Source organism: Vibrio sp. SCSIO 43135, assembly GCF_023716665.1.
Classification (GTDB): domain Bacteria; phylum Pseudomonadota; class Gammaproteobacteria; order Enterobacterales; family Vibrionaceae; genus Vibrio; species Vibrio paucivorans.
The window spans coordinates 1608172-1628792 of record NZ_CP071859.1 but is presented as its reverse complement, the minus strand read 5'-3'; the positions used below and the strand labels follow the sequence as shown (position 1 = coordinate 1628792).

18 protein-coding genes and 1 pseudogene are annotated in these 20621 nt (G+C 44.8%); 11 read left to right on the top strand and 8 right to left on the bottom strand.

Going from position 1 to position 20621, the window contains the following annotated elements; genetic code table 11:
* Positions 1-39 precede the first annotated feature (39 nt).
* Together J4N42_RS07365 and fdhD are read right to left on the bottom strand one after the other, a co-directional pair.
* The gene (locus tag J4N42_RS07365; protein ID WP_252027191.1) at positions 40-1917 is read right to left on the bottom strand and encodes a methyl-accepting chemotaxis protein; all 1878 of its coding nucleotides are present in this window, start codon (positions 1915-1917) and stop codon (positions 40-42) included.
* Between the two features lie 111 nt (positions 1918-2028).
* Positions 2029-2865 (bottom strand): formate dehydrogenase accessory sulfurtransferase FdhD, encoded by an 837-nt coding sequence (gene fdhD / locus J4N42_RS07360; RefSeq protein ID WP_252027190.1) that lies wholly within the window; start codon positions 2863-2865, stop codon positions 2029-2031.
* A gap of 308 nt (positions 2866-3173) precedes the next feature.
* Between fdhD and J4N42_RS07355 the strand changes: the two genes are divergently transcribed.
* The 11 genes from J4N42_RS07355 (at position 3174) to cobB (ending at position 14579) form a co-directional block, all read left to right on the top strand.
* A complete protein-coding gene (locus J4N42_RS07355) occupies positions 3174-3638 on the top strand; it encodes a DUF3305 domain-containing protein (protein WP_252027189.1) in 465 nt (154 codons plus the stop codon).
* A complete protein-coding gene (locus J4N42_RS07350; RefSeq protein WP_252027188.1) occupies positions 3628-4278 on the top strand; it encodes a DUF3306 domain-containing protein in 651 nt (216 codons plus the stop codon). Before J4N42_RS07355 ends, J4N42_RS07350 begins: the two co-directional genes overlap by 11 nt.
* 288 nt (positions 4279-4566) lie before the next feature.
* Positions 4567-6228, top strand: a complete 1662-nt coding sequence (locus J4N42_RS07345; RefSeq protein ID WP_252027187.1) for a 4Fe-4S binding protein — start codon at positions 4567-4569, stop codon at positions 6226-6228.
* Positions 6229-6237: 9 nt separating this feature from the next.
* The gene (locus J4N42_RS07340; protein WP_252027186.1) at positions 6238-6876 is read left to right on the top strand and encodes a TorD/DmsD family molecular chaperone; all 639 of its coding nucleotides are present in this window, start codon (positions 6238-6240) and stop codon (positions 6874-6876) included.
* Positions 6877-6952: 76 nt separating this feature from the next.
* A complete protein-coding gene (locus J4N42_RS07335) occupies positions 6953-7153 on the top strand; it encodes a twin-arginine translocation signal domain-containing protein (RefSeq protein WP_252030802.1) in 201 nt (66 codons plus the stop codon).
* A gap of 10 nt (positions 7154-7163) precedes the next feature.
* Positions 7164-10019 carry a formate dehydrogenase subunit alpha gene (locus J4N42_RS07330; protein ID WP_252027185.1) on the top strand — a complete coding sequence of 952 codons (2856 nt, stop codon included), beginning with the start codon at positions 7164-7166 and terminating at the stop codon, positions 10017-10019.
* Positions 10020-10030: 11 nt separating this feature from the next.
* On the top strand, positions 10031-10639 hold the full coding sequence (gene fdh3B / locus J4N42_RS07325; protein ID WP_252027184.1) for a formate dehydrogenase FDH3 subunit beta: 609 nt from the start codon (positions 10031-10033) through the stop codon (positions 10637-10639).
* Positions 10640-10653: 14 nt separating this feature from the next.
* Positions 10654-11700, top strand: coding sequence for a formate dehydrogenase subunit gamma (locus J4N42_RS07320; protein WP_252027183.1), 1047 nt, complete (start codon positions 10654-10656; stop codon positions 11698-11700).
* Positions 11687-12103 carry a hypothetical protein gene (locus J4N42_RS07315; RefSeq protein ID WP_252027182.1) on the top strand — a complete coding sequence of 139 codons (417 nt, stop codon included), beginning with the start codon at positions 11687-11689 and terminating at the stop codon, positions 12101-12103. The genes J4N42_RS07320 and J4N42_RS07315 overlap by 14 nt, the downstream gene beginning before the upstream one ends.
* Positions 12104-12449: 346 nt before the next feature.
* On the top strand, positions 12450-13670 hold the full coding sequence (locus tag J4N42_RS07310; protein WP_252027181.1) for an ammonium transporter: 1221 nt from the start codon (positions 12450-12452) through the stop codon (positions 13668-13670).
* Positions 13671-13802: 132 nt separating this feature from the next.
* Complete coding sequence (gene cobB / locus J4N42_RS07305) at positions 13803-14579, top strand: Sir2 family NAD+-dependent deacetylase (RefSeq protein ID WP_286036637.1); 777 nt, start codon at positions 13803-13805, stop codon at positions 14577-14579.
* Between the two features lie 7 nt (positions 14580-14586).
* On the opposite strand, the gene J4N42_RS07300 is transcribed toward cobB, so the two are convergent.
* From J4N42_RS07300 to potA, 6 genes and pseudogenes are all read right to left on the bottom strand, one after another.
* Positions 14587-15378, bottom strand: a complete 792-nt coding sequence (locus tag J4N42_RS07300; protein ID WP_252027179.1) for a GGDEF domain-containing protein — start codon at positions 15376-15378, stop codon at positions 14587-14589.
* Between the two features lie 81 nt (positions 15379-15459).
* A pseudogene (locus J4N42_RS07295) lies at positions 15460-16497 on the bottom strand (extracellular solute-binding protein).
* 209 nt (positions 16498-16706) lie between these two features.
* Positions 16707-17741: an extracellular solute-binding protein gene (locus tag J4N42_RS07290; protein ID WP_252027178.1), complete on the bottom strand. Its 1035-nt coding sequence runs from the start codon at positions 17739-17741 to the stop codon at positions 16707-16709.
* Positions 17742-17843: 102 nt separating this feature from the next.
* On the bottom strand, positions 17844-18614 hold the full coding sequence (gene potC / locus J4N42_RS07285; protein WP_252027177.1) for a spermidine/putrescine ABC transporter permease PotC: 771 nt from the start codon (positions 18612-18614) through the stop codon (positions 17844-17846).
* Complete coding sequence (gene potB / locus J4N42_RS07280) at positions 18614-19471, bottom strand: spermidine/putrescine ABC transporter permease PotB (protein ID WP_252027176.1); 858 nt, start codon at positions 19469-19471, stop codon at positions 18614-18616. Before potB ends, potC begins: the two co-directional genes overlap by 1 nt.
* A complete protein-coding gene (gene potA, locus J4N42_RS07275; RefSeq protein WP_286036636.1) occupies positions 19455-20609 on the bottom strand; it encodes a spermidine/putrescine ABC transporter ATP-binding protein PotA in 1155 nt (384 codons plus the stop codon). The genes potB and potA overlap by 17 nt, the downstream gene beginning before the upstream one ends.
* Positions 20610-20621: the final 12 nt, after the last annotated feature.

Sequence of the window (20621 nt, the reverse complement as noted above, 5' to 3'; positions counted from 1 at the left end):
TTTATTTTCTTGCTGTTTAACGTGTACGGAGACGCGAGCCTAGTATTTAAACTGTCCGACGATGGATTCAAGTTTGTGGCTTACTCCTGACACCTGCTCGCTACACTTTACAGAACCAGAAACCACTTCAAACGTGTCACCAGCAAGTTGAGCGATCTGCGTAATATTACGGTCAATCTCTACCGATACCATGGACTGTTCTTCCGAAGCCGTAGCAATCTGGGTGTTCATGTCGAATATTTCACTGATCTGGGCACTTATCCCTTCAATGGCTTCGACTACTTGATGGGTATGAGTATTCGTTGTTCTCGCTTGGTCGGCGCTGGACTGCATTTTCGACACTGTGTCTGAAATCCCCTGAGTCAGACCTTGAATGGTTGATTCGATCTGGTGAGTAGAATCGTTTGTCATGACCGAAAGCTGCCTCACTTCATCGGCTACTACCGCAAAGCCGCGGCCACTTTCACCTGCACGGGCTGCTTCTATGGCAGCATTGAGTGCCAGTAGATTAGTTTGCTCGGCGATACTTTGAATGGTAGAAATTACTTGATTGATCTCCCGGCTCTGAGCTTCTAGCTCCATGATATGCGACTGAGAATCCTCAATGCTAACCGCAAGGTTATCGATTCTGTCACCAGTTGCATGAGTCATATCCAGTGCCTTTTGCGCTTCTGCAGTCACGCGCTCGGTATTCTGAGCAGCTGACTCAATGTTGGCCGTTATTTCATTTGTCGTCATAACCAGTTCATTGACCGCAGTTGCCACCGATTCTGATTCCACTTTTTGCTGCTCAGCGTTCTTCATACTATGCACAGCGGCTTTTTCTGAGCTACACGAGCTTTCGGTAAGAACATGCATTACACCAGCCAGTTCTTTTATATGTCCATGCAGAGACGAGATAAACATATCGAAAGAGTTCGCCAGCTGTGCAAGTTCGTCATTGCCTTTGGCATTCATGCGAACGGTGAGGTCTCCGTTACCGCTAGCAATTTGCTTCATCAACACATTAATTGCTTTAATGCGGCCCAAGATACTTCTGCCGATCAGATAGAGTAGGCAGCTGAGCAACAAGACAATAGCACCACCGATTAAGTGCAGTTGGTTCTTAATTGAGGCAGAAGCAGATTGTATTGCGACCGTAATATCTTGCTGAAGTTCGGAAATCGCTTGTTCTGTTACATGCACGTTATTTCTCAATGCTCCGCGTAGCCCTTTGTTGGCGGTTAACCCAAGTACTTGAACGGCTTCAATATGTTTGTCTGACACGTTTTGATACAGCTCGAACGCGCTAAGTACAGAATTGGGTAAACCACTATAGAGTGAGAACTGTTTACGAGCATTGCGGTAATCTGAAATAGATTCGCTTGTTGGGGTAGCAAGGTAGCTCAAATCGGCTTCAATGAGTTCCAAAAGTGCTACTTTTAGTAGGAAATCTTGCTCTGTAGCAACTGTTTGTTTGAGCTCGTCTCGCGATGTAGCCAATGACGCCGTTAAACTCGAGTCTGGACCATGGAGCAAATTGACTTGGTTTGCTAATTGGTGGAACTGGTTTTGATATTGGCTAAGCGTTGATGAAATCTTTTCGCTTTGTTGCGTGACATTGAGTTCATGTTGAGTGAGGGTATTGGCCAATTGGCCAATACGTTTATCGAGCTGTTCGAAAGTGCTATCGAAGCGAGAGACGTACTTATTGTCTTTGCGGGCTAAGAAGTCTTTCTCATGACGGCGGAGCATTAAGAGATCGACCGACGCATTTAAGTTTTCGTTTGCGGCGTGCTCAAGAGAGTCGAGTTTATTGAGGCTGGTTTGTTCGTAGTAAGCATAAAGAACAACCCCAAGCAAAAGCGTTAGGTTGATAAGTACGAGTTTAGTTCGAATAGATAGCGAGAAACGCTGAGTATCGGGTGAGCGGGTCATGCACACCTCCCATTTAGCCAATGACGTCTAATTGCGCTGAATATGAATCTTATGTGAACTTTTTATTTCAGCGGTTATAAAACTAATAGCTTATGAGAGGTGTTTTGCAAATTACTGATTTTGGTTAGATTCACCTTTTACATCGAACTGAATCTTTTCAGCTCCGGTAAAGACTTGGAATCTAAGGCCTTTCGCTCGAGCAATGGTTGTTATGCCGAATTTTCTTGCGAGGTCGAGTCCCATTTGTGTGACACCTGATCGCGATAATAAGACAGGAATGCCCATTTGAGCGACTTTGATAACCATTTCCGAAGTTAAGCGGCCAGTGGTGTAGAAAATCTTGTCTTCGCCCGTCTCTTGGTTAAGCCACATTTCACCCGCAAGTGTATCAACTGCATTATGGCGACCCACATCTTCGACGAAGGAAAGGACTTCATCGTCTCTGCAGATCGCACATCCGTGCACCGCACCCGCTTTTTTATAGGTATCGTTGTAGTGGGTTAACGCTTCAAGAGCAGCGTAGATCTCAGATTGTTTGATCTGCGTTTGAGGCACTTGGTAGTTCTCAAGTTGCTTCATCACATTCCCGTACATAGTGCCTTGTCCGCAGCCGGATGTGACAGTTTTCTTTTTCAGCGCTTTTTCAAGATGGTCGGTATTTTCTTTGGTAACGACTGCAGCACTGTGTGTCTCCCAATCGATAATGACTGATTCAATGGCTTCAGGATCGGAAAGGAAGCTTTGGTTTTTTAAGTAGCCAAGAACTAATGCTTCAGGGCGTGAACCTAAAGTCATCAGCGTGACGATCTCTTTCCAATTGAGCATGACTGTCAATGGGCGTTCACAGGCGATTTGCTTTGTTAGTCTTTCGCCATATTCATCAAATACTTCGACTTCGATTGTCTGGAGAGGGTTTTCACTGGTTTTGATAATATTTGGCTTTACCACATTCATATCCTATTTGATGATTCGTGCTGGGCGTGATTTTCGTTATTTGCGAGTAGCAATTCCTATTCCAACATAATCTAGACGGCGAAAACCGCGAACTATTCTAAAATTTATCAAATAAAAGTGAGAGGTAAACCCGTTTGCCCATGCGATGCAGCGGGTTCAGGCGAATTTTTCATTGATTAAGACAGTGGCGTAGTTATTGCTATGTACTAGTAAAGAGTAACTTTTAGACCAAACAATAAGACAGAATGTCCTATCGCAATCTGTCTCGAAAACCGGTCTTGAAAACCGAAAGTGGAAGGGCTATGTCTGAAACTAACGAAATCGAAAGACAATACGAGAAAACTGACACTACTTGGGACATCGGGGTTCAACGTGTCGAACAGGAAATTAAGACAGGTATTTGGGTAACAACTCAATGGCAGTTAACGGGATTCAATTTAGCCCCAACCAGCGACACTAAAGATGTGTGTTTATTGCAACTGCACAGAGACGAGCGAACAGACTACCGCTTTAACCTTAGCTCCCAACAACCCAAGCTGTTTTTAGTTATGGATAATGTAGATTCTGGCGAGACGCCTATCATACAGCTTCTCACCGCTTCACAAACCGTTGCTGGCCAATATATGGATGGTGACAACCAAGTGCTGTCGTTCGATATGCCTCTGCCGGTACAAGCTTGGATGGAAGCGTTTATTGGTCGTCATGGTGAATTGCTAGAAGTAAGGCGTAAAAAACGCAAAGGGGCTGGGCGCGCGAATGGCAACTAATTTCTTTAGTCGCTGGTCTCAGCGCAAGTTAGAAGATCCTCAAGAACGTTCAAACGAGCTTGCTGAAGAAAGCGACCTGCAAGATGAGAGCTTGCAAGCTAATACCGTCGAGCCAAATACTGATGTTGAACTGCCAGTAGACTCGTCCATTGCTTCTGAGGTGACTGAACCAGAGGAACAAATGTCTGTGGCAAGCCTACTGACATCAGAAGCTTCTGAGAGCATCAAAAAAGCGGCATTGAGAAAGCTATTTTTGTCTGAGGAGTTTAACGTTCGCGATGGGCTTGATGATTACGATGACGATTACAGCAATTTACAATCCTTGTCTGAGGGTGTTGCCGATAAACTTAGAGACTGGGTTAAAGACAAGCCTGAAGAGTCAATAGAAAGTGCACAATCACCAAATGAAGACACTGTAGTGGAAGAAGCCATGGTGGCGAAAGAGGAGTCAGCCGAGCATGGTGATACTGATGATTTACCGGTAGTAGAGGGTGACGAAGGCGCTGGTGACACGGGAAAGGTAGGTGGTCTGTATAAAAACACAGTACCTAAGGGTTCAGACACTTTACTTGCTCAAGAACGTATAACAAGCCAACACGGCAGCGTTAGTTTGGGACAAAATATACCACACGAAAAATAGGTACATTTTGACTGAATTACCAATAAGCCACTTGCGACATTTTGTCTCAAGTGGCTTTTTAATATGCATGTCATACTTAAATTCTTCACTATCTTATTGAATATTCAATAAATATTGTTTGGCACGTAGATTGCAAATTGCTGTTCAGTACCAACTTTAAGGTAAGTTAGCAACACGATCGAGTGCATAATAATCAAGCGTTACTCAGTTGATTATTCAGCAAGTTTCTTAACGCTAACTACACTGAAGGTTGAACAGAATATCCATATACCCAAATGGAACTGAGCAATGCTTAAAGAATTACTACAAGAAGCAACTTCCAAAAATGGCCAAGCCAGACTGTATGCGTTTGAGAATACGGTTGAGCTAACCAATTTGATTCCACCAACGGTAAGCTATGAAAGTGGTGGTAACACGCTGATTATCGGCCCAACGGCTATCATTGAAAGCGCTGCGGCACAGCTTCCTGAGTTAACCAGTTTAACGCTCTTGTCTACTGACGGGCAGAAAGGTGAGCAAACAGGAATCTACTACGCTAATTCAGTTCAAGTGTCTGGCTTTTTAGGCACCTTTGAAGTGCTGATCGAAAATAAGGGCAGTACGAGCAATCTAGCTAAAGTCGCGATTAATCATGACTGCTTTGATGTGGTATTGGATTTATGTCTAAGCAGTTGCATGACTGAGGAAGTGCCTGTCCCGGGATATTACCCCGTTGGACGCGGTTATCCGAAGCTTGCTGAAGCCTTGGAAGAGATTCCGACCTTAATGGGCACGTTTGATAAGCCGAAGTTTTTCCGCCTTGATACCGACTTGTGCGCGCACAGCTCTCGTGGCGTGAAAGGCTGTGAGCGTTGTGTTGATGCTTGTCCAGCTGGTGCGTTAACCAGTGAAGGCAGTGACAGAACGGGGCACAAAATCGAAATAAACCCGTATTTGTGTCAAGGGGTAGGAACGTGTGCGACCAGCTGCCCAACCGAAGCCATTCACTATGCGCTACCTAATCCAGACGATACGCAAAAGTTTATTGAGCGCACGTTAGCTAACTATGAACAAGCCGGTGGTGTTGATCCTATCGTTCTTATTTGTAGCTCTCGTCATGAGTCATACAACGTAATGGCATTAAAGGCGCTACCAGAGAACGTGATTCCAGTTGTCGTGGAAGAGCTTCCATCTATTGGAATTGATACTTGGTTTGCGGCTTTGGTTAATGGCGCAACTCAAGTGCTATTTGCTGCATCTCGTTTTATGCCACAAACCATTATTCGAGTACTTAACAGTGAAGTTGGCATTGCTCAAGAGCTACTCGGCCAACTCGGGATTGCAAAAGAGACAATCGATATTCTCTATCTAGAATCTCTGCGTGAAGGTGCGCCGACGTTATGCACTGACTCATTCGACTTATCTCTTGGCGATTTGCAGGGGAATAAGCGTCAGCGCTTGTTCAGTGCTTTAGATGCCATGTCTGCGTCACGCATTCCGGTTGAGAACATTGTTCCGCTTCCTGCGAATGCGCCGTACGGTAATGTGACGTGTGAAAGCAAAGACTGCACATTATGTATGAGTTGTGTAGCGGTTTGTCCTACGCGCGCACTTCATACAGATGGCACTTCACCGTCGCTCAAATTCGTTGAGCAAGATTGTGTTCAATGTGGGCTGTGTGAAAAGGCTTGTCCCGAAAACGTACTTAGCCTTACACCACGAATGAATTGGGTGAAAGAGGAGCGACAAAAGGCGGTGGTGATTCATCAAGAAAAAGCCGCTGAATGTATTCGCTGCCACAAGCCATTTGCACCTCAATCGATGATTGATATGCTGCAAGATAAGTTACGCGGTCACTCTCATTTCTCTGATGAAGCAGCCATTAACCGCATTGCGATGTGTGAGGACTGCCGTGTGATCGACATGTTTGACTCAATGGCTCAAGACCCATTGAAGCAATTGAAATATTAGGAGCTTGTGTTGGAAAACAATCAAAAGCAAGAACATGAACAGACATTAAGAACCGAGATTTACTTGGTTCTTTCTGCGCTTTTCCGTAACGCACCTACGCAAGAAATGATTGGCTTTTTAACCTATCTGGACGTTGAGCAAGCAGAAAGTGAAATGCAAAAGGCGTGGCTCGCTATTCAGCGAGCGGCTAGCGATTCTGATCAGCAAGCCTTGGAAGAAGAGTACCAAGAGCTGTTTATTGGTATTGGTCGTGGCGAGGTGGTGCCTTTTGGTTCATGGCACCGCACCGGCTCAATGATGGAAAAGCCGCTGGCGGATATCAGACACGACTTAGAGCTGCTTGGTATTGAGCGTAGTGATCAAGTGAAAGAACCTGAAGATCATATTGCAGCACTGTGTGAAGTGATGGCAATGCTCACAACGGAAGAAGAAGCTTTGCAACAAGCGGTTTTCAACAAGCATATCGCACCGTGGTTTAGTTCATTCACTGATCAACTAAGTCGTGCGGAAAGCGCGAAGTTTTATGTCGCAGCTTCGCAGTTGTGCCAAGCATTCTTAACGCTAGAGCAGGTTCGCTTCAGTGTGAACACAAAAAGCGCAAAACACAAATTAAAAATTGATGTGAAAAACGTCACTGATTACGAGTAATCGAGCAGTACTCGATCATATCGATAGAGAGGCAGTAAGCCTCCAAAAAGATCTACCGTAAGGTAAGGAAGCAATGATGAAAGATAACAAAGAAGTGAATACAAGCCGTAGGGATCTACTCAAAGGCTTAACGACTGCAGCCGTTGCTGGTGCAGTTGTCGCTGGCACAACCAAAGTGGCAACCGCTTCAGAAACAGTTGAAGTAATAGAAAAAGAAACAAACAAGACTGGCTATCGCGAAACTCAACATATTCGTGATTACTACGACACACTTTAGGAGATAAAGGATGAAACTTGTCAAACGCTCCGACAGTGTGAGCAAAGAAACTAATCAGCTTGGCGTCTCTCGCCGATCTTTTATGAAAAATACCTCACTCGCTGCTGGTGGTGCTGTGGTTGGTGCCGGTTTGTTTGCACCGGGTATGATGAAGAAAGCACAAGCCAAATCGGTCGACCCTGACGCGAAAACAGAAGTGAAGCGTACTATCTGTTCTCACTGTTCGGTAGGGTGTGGTATTTACGCCGAAGTACAAAATGGGGTTTGGACAGGGCAAGAACCGGCATTTGATCACCCGTTCAATGCTGGTGGACACTGTGCGAAAGGTGCAGCACTTCGTGAACATGGTCATGGTGAGCGCCGCCTAAAATACCCAATGAAGCTTGAAAACGGTAAATGGAAGAAGCTTTCATGGGAACAGGCAATTGAAGAAATCGGTAATAAGGCGCTTCAGTTGCGTGAAGAATCTGGCCCTGACTCAGTTTACTTCTTAGGCAGTGCAAAACACAGTAACGAACAAGCTTACGCATTCCGTAAGATGGCGTCGCTTTGGGGCACGAACAACGTTGACCACCAAGCGCGTATTTGTCACTCAACCACAGTAGCCGGTGTTGCAAATACTTGGGGCTACGGTGCAATGACTAACTCTTTCAACGACATGCACAACTGTAAGTCGATGCTGTTTATTGGCTCGAACCCAGCAGAAGCGCACCCCGTTGCAATGCAGCATATCTTGATCGCTAAAGAGAAGAACAACTGTAAGATCGTAGTAGCGGATCCTCGCCGTACTCGAACCGCAGCTAAATCTGATCACTTTGTTTCTTTACGCCCAGGTTCTGACGTCGCATTTATTTGGGGCGTGCTATGGCATGTATTTGCGAACAAATGGGAAGATAAAGAGTTTATTCGTCAGCGTGTTTTTGGTATGGATGAAATCCGTGCCGAAGTTGCGAAGTGGACACCAGCAGAAGTTGAACGTGTTACGGGTGTAAGCGAAGCCGATGTTTACCAAACCGCTAAGCTTTTGTCCGAAAATCGCCCGGGTTGTATCGTTTGGTGTATGGGTGGTACTCAACACACCACTGGTAACAACAATACTCGTGCATACTGTGTGCTTGAGCTCGCGCTCGGTAACATTGGTAAATCGGGCGGTGGCGCAAATATTTTCCGTGGTCACGATAACGTACAAGGTGCTACAGACTTAGGCGTTCTCTCCGACACGCTTCCGGGTTACTACGGCCTGTCTGAAGGTTCATGGCGTCATTGGTCGAAAGTGTGGGATGTCGATTTTGATTGGGTGAAAAGCCGTTTCGACGACAATGCCTACGGCGGTCAAAAACCAATGAACAGCGCAGGTATCCCTGTTTCTCGTTGGGTTGATGGTGTTCTTGAAGATAAAGACAACATCCGCCAACGCGAAAACATTCGTGCCATGTTCTACTGGGGACACGCGGTAAACTCGCAAACTCGTGGCCCAGAAATGAAAAAAGCGATGCAGAAGCTGGATATGATGGTCATTGTTGACCCATACCCAACAGTAGCAGCCGTGATGAACGACCGCACTGACGGCGTATATTTACTACCAGCAACAACCCAGTTTGAAACCTACGGCAGTGTGACGGCGTCTAACCGCTCTATTCAGTGGCGTGACAAAGTCGTTGAGCCGCTGTTCGATTCCAAACCAGACCATGAAATCATGTACCTACTGAGTAAGAAGCTCGGTTATGCAGACAAGCTGTTCAAAAACATTCGTGTTGAGAATAACCAACCGCTAATCGAAGACATTACCCGTGAGTTTAACAAAGGTATGTGGACGATTGGTTATACAGGCCAGAGCCCAGAGCGTCTGAAAGAACACCAACAAAATTGGCACACTTTCCACAAAACAACGCTTGAAGCAGAGGGTGGTCCAGCAAACGGTGATACTTATGGTATGCCTTGGCCTTGTTGGGGTACGCCAGAAATGAAGCACCCTGGTACTCATATTCTGTACGATACCTCTAAACCTGTTGCTCAAGGCGGAGGCAACTTCCGTACTCGTTTCGGTGTTGAGTTCGAGGGGCAGAGCCTACTGGCAGAAGACAGCTACTCGAAAGGCAGTGAGATCAAAGATGGTTACCCTGAATTCAGCGACAAACTGCTGAAACAATTAGGGTGGTGGGATGACTTAACCGCTGAAGAAAAAGCCGCAGCGGAAGGTAAGAACTGGAAAACAGACTTGTCTGGCGGTATTCAGCGTGTTGCGATCAAACACGGCTGTATCCCATTTGGTAATGCAAAAGCACGTGCCATCGTATGGACGTTTCCAGACCGTGTGCCTCTACACCGTGAACCGCTCTACACGCCAAGACGTGACCTTGTCACTGATTATCCGACATGGGATGACAAAGAAGCGATCTTCCGTGTACCAACGCTCTACAAATCGATCCAAGAAGAAGACAAGTCAGGTGAATACCCAATCATCCTGACATCTGGTCGCTTGGTTGAATACGAAGGTGGTGGTGAAGAAACGCGTTCAAACCCATGGCTTGCAGAGCTTCAACAAGAAATGTTTGTGGAAGTGAACCCAAAAGATGCCAATGACATTGGCTTTAAAGATGGCGACGAGGTTTGGGTTGAAGGTGCAGAAAAAGGCCGAATTAAGGTAAAAGCGATGGTCACTCGTCGTGTTAAACCAGGCTTAGCATTCATTCCGTTCCACTTCGGCGGTAAGTTTGAAGGCGAAGATTTACGTTCGAAATATCCAGAAGGCACTGACCCATACGTGATAGGTGAAGCGGCGAACACCGCGACAACCTATGGCTATGACCCTGTTACTTTAATGCAGGAAACGAAAGTCACCCTTTGTAATATTCGTAAAGCGTAAGGAGTCGGATAATGGCTAATATGAAATTCCTATGTGACACCAAACGTTGTATCGAATGTAACGGTTGTGTCACTGCCTGTAAGAACGAAAACGATGATGCATTAGAATGGGGTATTCAGCGCCGTCGCGTTGTCACTCTTAACGACGGTGAGCCGGGTGAAAACTCGATTTCTGTTGCTTGTATGCACTGTACCGATGCGCCATGTATGGCAGTTTGCCCTGCAGATTGTTTCGAACGTACTGAAGATGGCATCGTACTGCATAACAAAGATCTTTGTATCGGTTGTGGTTACTGTCTATTTGCTTGTCCATTTGGTGCACCTCAATTCCCTAAGCAGGAAGCATTTGGTGAACGTGGCAAGATGGACAAATGTACCTTCTGTGCTGGCGGTCCTGAAACCGAAGCAGGTTCAGAAGAAGAACGCCAAAAATACGGTGCAAACCGTATCGCGGAAGGCAAGCTGCCTATGTGTGCTTCACTCTGTTCAACCAAAGCTTTGTTGGCTGGTGATGCAAACAAAGTATCTGACGTATTCCGTCAACGTGTGGTTGAGCGTGGTGCGAAAGGTGCAGGTTGGACTGATGGCAACGATCTTTCTTACGATGCGACTAAGAGCTAAGTTGGGAGAGACGTATGCTTTCATTGTTTAAACGTCTCTCGCTTATCATGCTGCCTTTGATGGCAGCATTGATAATGCTGTCTCCAATGAGTCATGCATCTGAGACTAAAGCTAACACGGCAGAGCGTGAAATCACGCAGCTGGCCGGAGCGGATTTTTGGCGTCAAGTCAGAGATGGAGAGGAAGGGTACACAACTTCTCAATCCGCAGAACATGGAGTGCTGATTAGTACACCCGGCCAGACATGGTACATCTTGAAAGAAAAATGGATGTCTCCAGCTGGTGCAGTCGCGATCTTCGGCAGCATTGCGTTCGTGACGCTGATGTATATCGCAATTGGTCCTTTGATGCTAAGCGCGCCGCGTACGGGTCGCAAGATCAAACGTTGGTCAAGGCTAGACCGAGCTCTTCACTGGAGTATGGCGTTCACATTTCTTACCTTGGCATTCAGCGGCTTAATGTTGGTTTATGGAAAACACTTCTTAAAACCGTATATTCCTACCGAGTTGTGGGGATTCATTATTATGCTCGCCAAGCAATACCATAATTATATTGGCCCGATTTTCTACGTTCTATTGATGTGTGTTCTCATCAAGTGGTGGAGAAAGTCGATCTTCAAGAAAGTCGATATCGCATGGTTTATGAAGCTAGGAGGTATGGTCGGTAAACATAAAGGATCTCATCCTTCTGCGGAGTTCTCCAATGCGGGTGAAAAAGCGCTGTTTTGGCTGCTCATTGTAGTGGGCACCGTAGTTTCGTTAAGCGGTTTGGTTCTCGATTTTCCGATCTTTGGTCAAACTCGACGCGACATGGAGCTGTCTAATTTAGTTCATATGCTTGCTGCACTGATCCTTATCTGTGGCTTTGTATTCCATATTTATATTGGTTTGTTTGGTATGGAAGGGGCATTAGAAGGTATGGTTACCGGGGAAGTTGACGAGACTTGGGCGAAAGAACATCACGATATTTGGTATGAAGAGGTGATGGCAAAAGAAAAAGGTGAGCAGATAAGTGAACCAATCGAACAACCGAAAGGAGTTAAAGCCAATGAACAAGCCTAAAAAGGGCATTTGGATTGCTTACATTCTGAGTTGTTTAACGCCATTTACATGCTTGATTTCCGGTGTTATTGCGATTGTCTATGCTGGTTATCGATTAGATAAAGGCGAAGATGGAGAAGTCGTTGATTCTCATTACTACGGCCTCATTCGTACTTTTTTCCTCAATCTGACGTACTTTGTTGTGCTTATTATCACTGTAGCGACAGCTAATGGTGTCTTGATTGGTGTGAATGACTACTGGTATCGAAACCATATTATTGATGACATTGCTTACTACATACCTTATGTGGGCATGTTGTTTGGCCTGATTGCCATCTTTATTTGGTTCGTACGTATGTTCCAGGGTATGAAAAAGCTAAAAGAGAACCAACCATTTAGCTTTTCTAAAGGCCCAAATCTGTAATAGTGATTACACTAACAAAGCCAGCACATTAGAGTGCTGGCTTTTTTGTTCCTGCAGTACCGAACCCCATATTGGTGCGTCCTATTATGGGGCATTCTCCCTGTAACGGTGCAATAACTCTTCAGCACTCCTTTTACTTAAAGCCGACGCGTGAAGTTTGATTAGTAGATAACTTGTTGTTTTTATTTATTAAGTGAATTCTATTTTGAGTATTAACTAATATATCAATGGGTTGGAATGTATCTTGCTCCACACTGTTCAAATTTTGGATTTCCCTGTTTTGGTGACTAGGGAAAAGTCTGTCGCACAGGATAAGTGCGCCACGAACAAATGGAGAACAATCACAATGAGTCAAACTGTAAGTCAGGTCCATGGAGCGGTTCAAACCCTGACCCAAAGTTCAGATACACTTTTTCTGCTATTAGGCGCCATCATGGTGTTCCTAATGCACGCTGGATTTGCTTTTCTTGAAGTGGGTACGGTAAGGCGAAAAAACCAAGTGAATGCGTTGGTTAAGATCTTGGCTGACTTCGGCGTATCTGCAATCGCGTATTTCTTTATTGGTTACTGGGTGGCTTATGGCGCTAATTTCTTTGCAGACGCAGAAACGCTATCCCAGGGCAATGGTTATGAGCTTGTGAAGTTCTTCTTTTTATTGACGTTTGCCGCTGCAATACCAGCGATTGTATCTGGCGGGATTGCTGAAAGAGCGCGTTTTTATCCAATCCTTATCGCAACATTCTTTACCGTAGGTCTGGTTTATCCTTTGTTCGAGGGCATGATTTGGAATGGCAATTTTGGGCTTCAAGCATGGTTTGAAACTCGGTTTGGTTATGGGTTCCATGATTTTGCGGGTTCAGTTGTGGTGCACGGCGTTGGTGGATGGATTGCGTTGGTAGCGGTTGTCTTCTTAGGCATGCGAAAAGGCCGAGTTAGAGCAGGCAAGCATACCAACTTTGCACCATCGAACATTCCATTCTTAGCACTAGGAGCTTGGATCCTTTGTGTAGGGTGGTTTGGATTTAATGTAATGTCAGCTCAGACGCTAAACGGCATCAGTGGTTTGGTCGCAATGAACTCATTAATGGCTATGGTCGGGGGTATCCTTGCTGCGTTAGTTGCTGGTAAGAATGACCCTGGCTTTATCCACAACGGGCCATTAGCAGGTTTGGTCGCTATATGTGCGGGCTCAGACCTTATGCACCCATTAGGAGCATTGGTAACGGGTGGCGTCGCCGGAGCACTATTTGTTTACTTATTTACTTATCTACAGAACAAAACCCAAATTGATGATGTACTTGGTGTATGGCCATTACATGGCGTGTGTGGTGCGTGGGGCGGGATCGCTGCGGGTATCTTTGGTCAGGCATCATTAGGTGGCCTTGGTGGGGTGAGTTTGACTGTACAGCTTCTCGGCACGCTAGCTGGCATCGTTGTCGCTGTGGCTGGTTCTATTGTCGTCTATGGCATTTTGAATAAAGTGTCAGGATTACGAATGAGCGAAGAAGATGAGTTTAATGGAGCAGATTTAGCCATTCATAAGATCTCATCCGTGAATGAAGACTAAGCCAATTCAAATATCTTCCATATAAAGAGCAGCTTAGCTGCTCTTTTTTGGTTTCATGTCACAGAATAGCTGCTTAGTATTATGACTTGCGACTATGGTCTAACCCTTACTTCTTCTGATGTTAATTCAATAATGCTAATCTTTAGAAAACGCCAAAGGAAGGGGCTAGTTATGAAATTTCCATATCGTAATATTGTTGTATTGAGTGGTGCAGGGATCTCAGCTGAATCAGGTATTCAGACGTTTCGTGCTCAAGATGGACTATGGGAAAATCATCGAATTGAAGACGTTGCAACGCCGGAAGGGTTTCAGCGTGACCCTGACTTAGTACAAGAGTTTTACAATCAACGTCGCCGTAAACTTCAGTTGGAATCAATCCAGCCTAATGCTGCACACAAAGCACTTGGTAAGTTAGAACAAGAACTCGATGGTAAAGTCACTATCATCACTCAAAACATCGATAACCTTCATGAGCGTGGCGGCAGTGAAAACGTCATTCACATGCATGGTGAGTTGTTAAAAGCGCGATGCAGTGAGTCTAATCAAGTAATTGAAAATAAGGGCGATATTGAAACTGGTGAGATGTGCCACTGTTGTCAGATCCCGTCTCAAATGCGCCCTCACATTGTATGGTTTGGTGAAATGCCTCTACGCATGGGAGACATTTACTCGGCGCTAGAAGAGGCCGACTTGTTTATCTCTATCGGAACATCTGGCGTAGTGTATCCCGCAGCAGGCTTTGTTCATGATGCGAAAATGCACGGCGCGCACACCATTGAAATCAATCTAGAACCAAGTGCCGTTGAAAGTGAATTTGAAGAGAAACGCTACGGGAAAGCCAGCATAGAGGTGGCCAAGTTAGTTGAAGAGCTTTTGGATTTACAGCAACCTACGCAGCAACAAGCGTAAAGCGTAATTAGGAACTCTCGGTGTCAGGTCGTCGAGAGTTTTTCATTTCATACATGGCTCTGTCGGTTCTCTCCAGAGCTTCATAAAACTCATCGATAGAAGTACTTTCCACACCATAGCTATAATGGATGTTTTCAGTTTTAAGATCAGATCGTAGTGCGTTAATAAACCTCTGCGCACGCTTTCGTTTTACAATCACCAAAAATTCATCGCCACCAATCCTGAAAGCTTGTTCTGAGTTATCTAATGATTGTTTTATCGCTTGAGCGAACCGAACAATGACTAAATCGCCTGCAGAGTGGCCTTCGCTATCGTTGATTGCTTTTAATCCATCTATATCAAAGTAAATGAGATCGAAGCGAACCAGCTTAATGGCATCGAGCTTTTTGCGATTGTATAAACCAGTCAGCTCATCGATAGTGCTTTGATAGTGAAGCTTTGAGGTTATTTCAGTAACACCGAGTGCAATCATTAAGATCGCAACCTGGGCGAATCCGTCTTCGATTACCGTATCGATAAACTCATATTGGTCGGATAGGGCATCGAGATAAGCGATTTCAGTCACTACATCATAAAGCTTATTAAAAATAAGAAGATACGCTCCCCAATGTACTTTCCAATTGGAGCCAATTTGCTTTCGCGAGATAAAGTAGATGTAGGTGACGATCATTAACGAGTTACTTTCAAAGAGTACGTCGTACTTTGAATCTACTTCAGCCCTAACCCCGAGTAACATCAAAATGATCGAACCCACGATCATAAATGAAAGAATGTATACCGGTACTTTAAGTCGGTACATCTACAATCCTTGTAGTGACTAAATACCCAAAGTTTAGATCAAAAAAAGCGACCCTAAGGTCGCTTTCTCGAGAATAGACAATTAATTGCCTACTTTTAGCTTCTGGAAGTATTCTTCGTAAAGCGCGCTAGCTTCACCGACTTCGTCTTGCCATGTACCGCTATCCATCACTTCTTGAGGAGGGAAGATACTAGGGTCATTTGCGAACTCTTTAGGTAGCAATGGGTAAGCTGTCTTAACTGGAGTAGGGTAACCGATTCCAAAGCAATCTTAGCCGCGTTTTCTGGGCGAAGTAGGAAGTCGATCATCTTGTGGGCCGCTTCTACGTTTTTAGCACCAGATGGAATAGATAGGCTATCCATCCAGAAGATAGCGCCTTTCTCCGGCCATACGATGTCGATCGATGCACCTTCTTGACGCGCCATGTAAGCCGAACCATTCCAAAGCATACCAAGTGATACTTCACCTGCTAGGTAAGGGTTTGCTGGGAAGTCTGAGTTAAATACTAATACGTTTGGCATCAGTTTTTTCAGTTCTTCGTAAGCGGCTTTAATTTCGTCAGGGTTCGTCGTGTTTGGGTGAGTAACCAAGCTTAGTTAGTGCAATGTGGAACACTTCGCGAGAGTCGTCCATTAGCATTAGCTGGCCTTCCCACTTGCTATCCCAGAAGTCATCCCATTTAGATACGGATGATTTGTCGAGCATATCGGCGTTGATACCAATACCAGTCGCCCCCCAAATGTAAGGAATAGAATAGTTGTTGCTAGGGTCGAATGGTTTGTCTAGGTAATTTGGATCGAGATCTGCAAAGTGAGTCAGCTTGCTCTTATCAATTTCTTGAAGCATGCCTTCTTTACGCATCTTAGATACGAAGTAAGTAGACGGTACTACTAGATCGTAACCTGAACCTTGAGTCTTAAGCTTAGCGTACATGCTTTCGTTAGACTCGTAAGTTGAGTAGATGACTTTAATGCCAGTCTCTTTAGTGAAATCTTCTAGTACTTCATTAGGAATATATTCCGACCAGTTGTAGAAGTAGAGTTCTTGATCAGCGGCCATCGCAGGGGTAGTGAATAGAGTCGCAGCGCAAAGTGCGCCAGCATACAGTTTACTTTTCATTACTTTTCCGTTTTTACTTTGCATGGGCCTTGTTTGTTATTGCACTAAGGCTTGTATGACAAGGCGTGAGATTCGTCTATACCTAAACATCTTAGACCCACATAGCTGGGCAGATTAATATAAACGTCGCAACGGTTAAGTATATCAGCCATATAGCAAAATAGGCAGCCGAGGCTGCCTATTTTTCGTATCAATGGTTTGCGATGGCGTTATTGGCCAGCTTTCAAACGTAGGAAATATTCTTCGTATTTCACTGTTTTGTCGCCTACGGCATCTTGCCATTCGACTCTGTCTAGATCCTCTTGTGACGGGAACAAAGGCTCGATATCTTTGAACTTAGCGTTGGATTCTTCAACCGCGGTTAAGTAGCCTGTATCGCGAGAAATTTGCTCAGCGATGTCTGGACGCAGTAGGAAGTCGATCATCTTGTGCGCAGCATCTACGTTTTGTGCACCCGAACTGATTGCGAAGTTATCTACCCATCCAATGCCACCTTCTTTAGGGAAAACCAATTTGATTGGTAACCCTTCGTTCTGCGCGGCGGCTGCAGAACCGTTCCAAAGCATACCTAAGCCAACTTCGCCAGACATGTATGGTGCCCCTGGGTTATCTGAGTTAAACACCAATACGTTTGGCATAAGTTTTCTCAGTTCCGCATAGGCTTCATCAATCTGCTTTTCATCGGTGGTATTACCTGAGTAGCCAAGCTTTCTCAATGCGATATGGAACACTTCACGAGTGTCGTCCATAAGCATGAGCTGACCTTCAAGTTCAGGTTTCCATAAGTCAGCCCAGCTTCGAAATTCACTTGGGTCGTACATATCTGTATTAACTGCTAAGCCAGTGATAGCGACGACATGCGGAATAGAGTAGTCATTGTTTGGGTCGTAAGGCTTATCAAGATAGTTTTTATCTAGGTTGCTAAAATTGGTTAGCTTAGATTTGTCGATCTTCTGTAGCATCCCTTCGTCTCGCATCTTAGCGACGAAATACGTTGAAGGAACCACAAGATCATAACCCTTATTATGCGTTTTTAGCTTGGCATAAAGGGTTTCATTCGACTCATAAGTAGAGTAGATAACCTTGATGCCGGTTTCTTCAGTGAACTGTTCTAGGATGTTACTGTTGATGTAAGGTCCCCAGTTCATGAACACCAATTCTTTATTTTCGTCCGCTGACACTGTTCCTGAGAACAAAGAAAGCGCACATGCACTACCAGCTAATAAAGTAGCCCATTTTTTCATTTACGTTAGCTCCAAACCAAGCGTTGCTTATTGTTATAAGCATAAGAAAGAAAAACAGAATGACCTTGGCCATTCTGTCTTGTCATTACAGTGATTATTGCGTTACTTAACTTTGTCTCTGGCCAATAACTGAGACGTTATGACCAAGATAAGAGAAACAATCAACATCACTGTTGCAAGAGCATTCACCTCTGGAGAAATGCCCACCTTAACCATTGAGTAAATCTTCAACGGTAGAATTTCATATGTTGGCCCAGTCACAAATGAACTGATGATTACATCATCGAGTGACAGGGTGAAACTTAGTAGCCAACCTGCAGCAACCGCTGGCTTGGCAAGGGGTAGAATAATCTGCTTCAAGATTACCCATTCACTGGCACCTAAGTCTTTCGCCGCTTCTAGCATTTTGACGTCGAAACCATTGAGCCGGCTGTAAACCGTGACCACCACAAACGGTAAGCAGAACGTAATGTGCGCAATCAACAAAGTAAAGAAACCTAATTGAGCACCCAGTACGAGAAACAGTGCTAACAACGAGATGGCCATTACGATATCTGGAGACATCATCACAACAAACAGCATACCGTTTACGGCACCTTTACCTTTAAATTGGTAACGGAATAGGGCAACGGCCGTTAAGCTACCAATTATGGTCGCCGCAGTTGCAGAGAATACGGCAACGTTTAAAGAGTGCCATGCAGCCTGCATTAGACTATCGTTATTAATTAATGTTTCGTACCATTTCGTGGTAAAGCCGCCCCATTTCATACCAAATTTGTTGGCATTAAATGAGTTAACAATCAGCACGATGATTGGCAAATAAAGAAACGCGTAGACCAATGTCATAAAGCTAAATCTAATCGTACGTCCCATTAGTCCAGCTCCACTTTCTTATTCAACAACTTACCAGCTCGATAGTAGGCATACAGCATGATTGCCATTGCGACCGTTAGTGCAATACTTGTCGCAGCACCAAATGGCCAATCTCGAGCATTGAGTACTTGGCTCTTAATCACGTTACCGATCAATAGGTTCTTCGCGCCGCCTAATAAATCTGAAATGTAGAACATTCCCAACGCTGGCAGCAGCACAAGCAAACAACCGCCGATGATGCCAGGCATTGTCAGTGGCAAAATGACTTTAGTGAGCGTTTGCAACTTGTTCGCGCCTAAGTCACGAGCGGCTTCAATGTAGGTATGATCCAGTTTTTCAATCGCTGAGTAGAGAGGCAGAATCATGAAAGGCAGTAAGATGTATACCAAACCAATCATCACTGCTGTCTCTGTGTACATAAGACGCATCGGTTTCTCGATGATGTCTAATGCTAATAAGCTTTTGTTAAGTACGCCTTGTGTACCGAGTACGATTTTAAGCCCATAAGTACGGATAAGTGAGTTGGTCCAAAAAGGAACAATCACCAAAAACCGCATAATAGGGCGCCATTTCACTGGCATTTTCGCAACGATATAAGCGAACGGGTAACCGATAACTAAACACAGCAGTGTCGCTACGATAGCCATGTAGAACGAATGCCACAGAACCTTAGCGTAGAGTGGATCCATTAATCGTGCGTAATTATCAAGCGTAAACGTCATCTCGATAAGGTTTGCTTCGTCACGAGTCAGAAAACTTGTTCCGATGATCATGACGTTTGGAACTAACACGAACAGTGTTAGCCAACCGACAATCAGCGCGATAATGGCATTTTGTAGATTAAACTTGTTGCTCATCTTTTAGCACCACTTCCCAGCTTTCGACCCAAGTGATTGCGACTTTTTGTCCGAGAGAGTGGTCCACATCAGGATCATCTTCGTTGAAGAATTCGCTCACCATCACACGCATACCTGATTCAAGTTCGATGACCGAATCAAGTGTCATACCTTTATAAGTACGCTCGGTTACGTGACCAACAATGCCTTTCTCTTCGGACTCTTTGATTTCTTCTATACGCAAGTCTTCAGGGCGAAGCAATACTTGTAGCTTATCGCCACTTGTTACTGGCTTGTCGTGGTATACCACAGACTCAACACCTTCAATGCTGGCTTTAATTCGCTTTTCATCAATGCGTTCGATAGTCGTTGCATTGAATACGTTAATTTCACCAATGAAACGAGCAACAAACAGGTTTTTAGGCTCTTCGTAGATTTCACGTGGTGAGCCGTCTTGTTCGATCACACCTTCACGCATTACGATGATGCGATCTGACATGGACAGTGCTTCTTCTTGGTCGTGGGTTACAAAGATGAATGTAATACCCAACTGACGTTGCAACTGTTTAAGCTCGATTTGCATCTGTTTGCGCAGTTTGTAGTCCAACGCAGAAAGTGATTCGTCAAGTAGTAGTACTTTTGGTTTATTGACCACAGCTCGCGCAATCGCGATACGCTGTTGTTGACCACCTGAAAGTTGATGTGGTTTACGTTGCGCCATTTTTTCCAAACGTACCATGCGTAATGCTTCCATCACACGAGGCTCGATCTCGTCGTTTGGCACTTTTTGCATGCGCAATCCAAACGCGACGTTTTCAAAAACGGTCATATGTGGGAAAAGCGCATAGCTCTGAAAAACAGTATTGACGTGCCTTTGTTCAGCAGGTAGCTGTGTAACATCTTGATCCGCTAGGGTGATTTGGCCGCTGTCTGCAGACTCAAATCCGGCGATCATTCGAAGCACCGTAGTTTTACCACAACCAGATGGGCCTAATATGGTTAGGAATTCACCATGGTTAACATCAAGATTCAAATTGCCGATGATTTCCTTACCATCGAAGCTTTTACTGATACCTGTTAATCGAATAACAGGTTGTCCTGCTTTTTGTTTAGCGTTCAATGTCTGTTTTTCTCCACCTTGGTCTTTTGGGTACCCCAAATTGTGACCTGT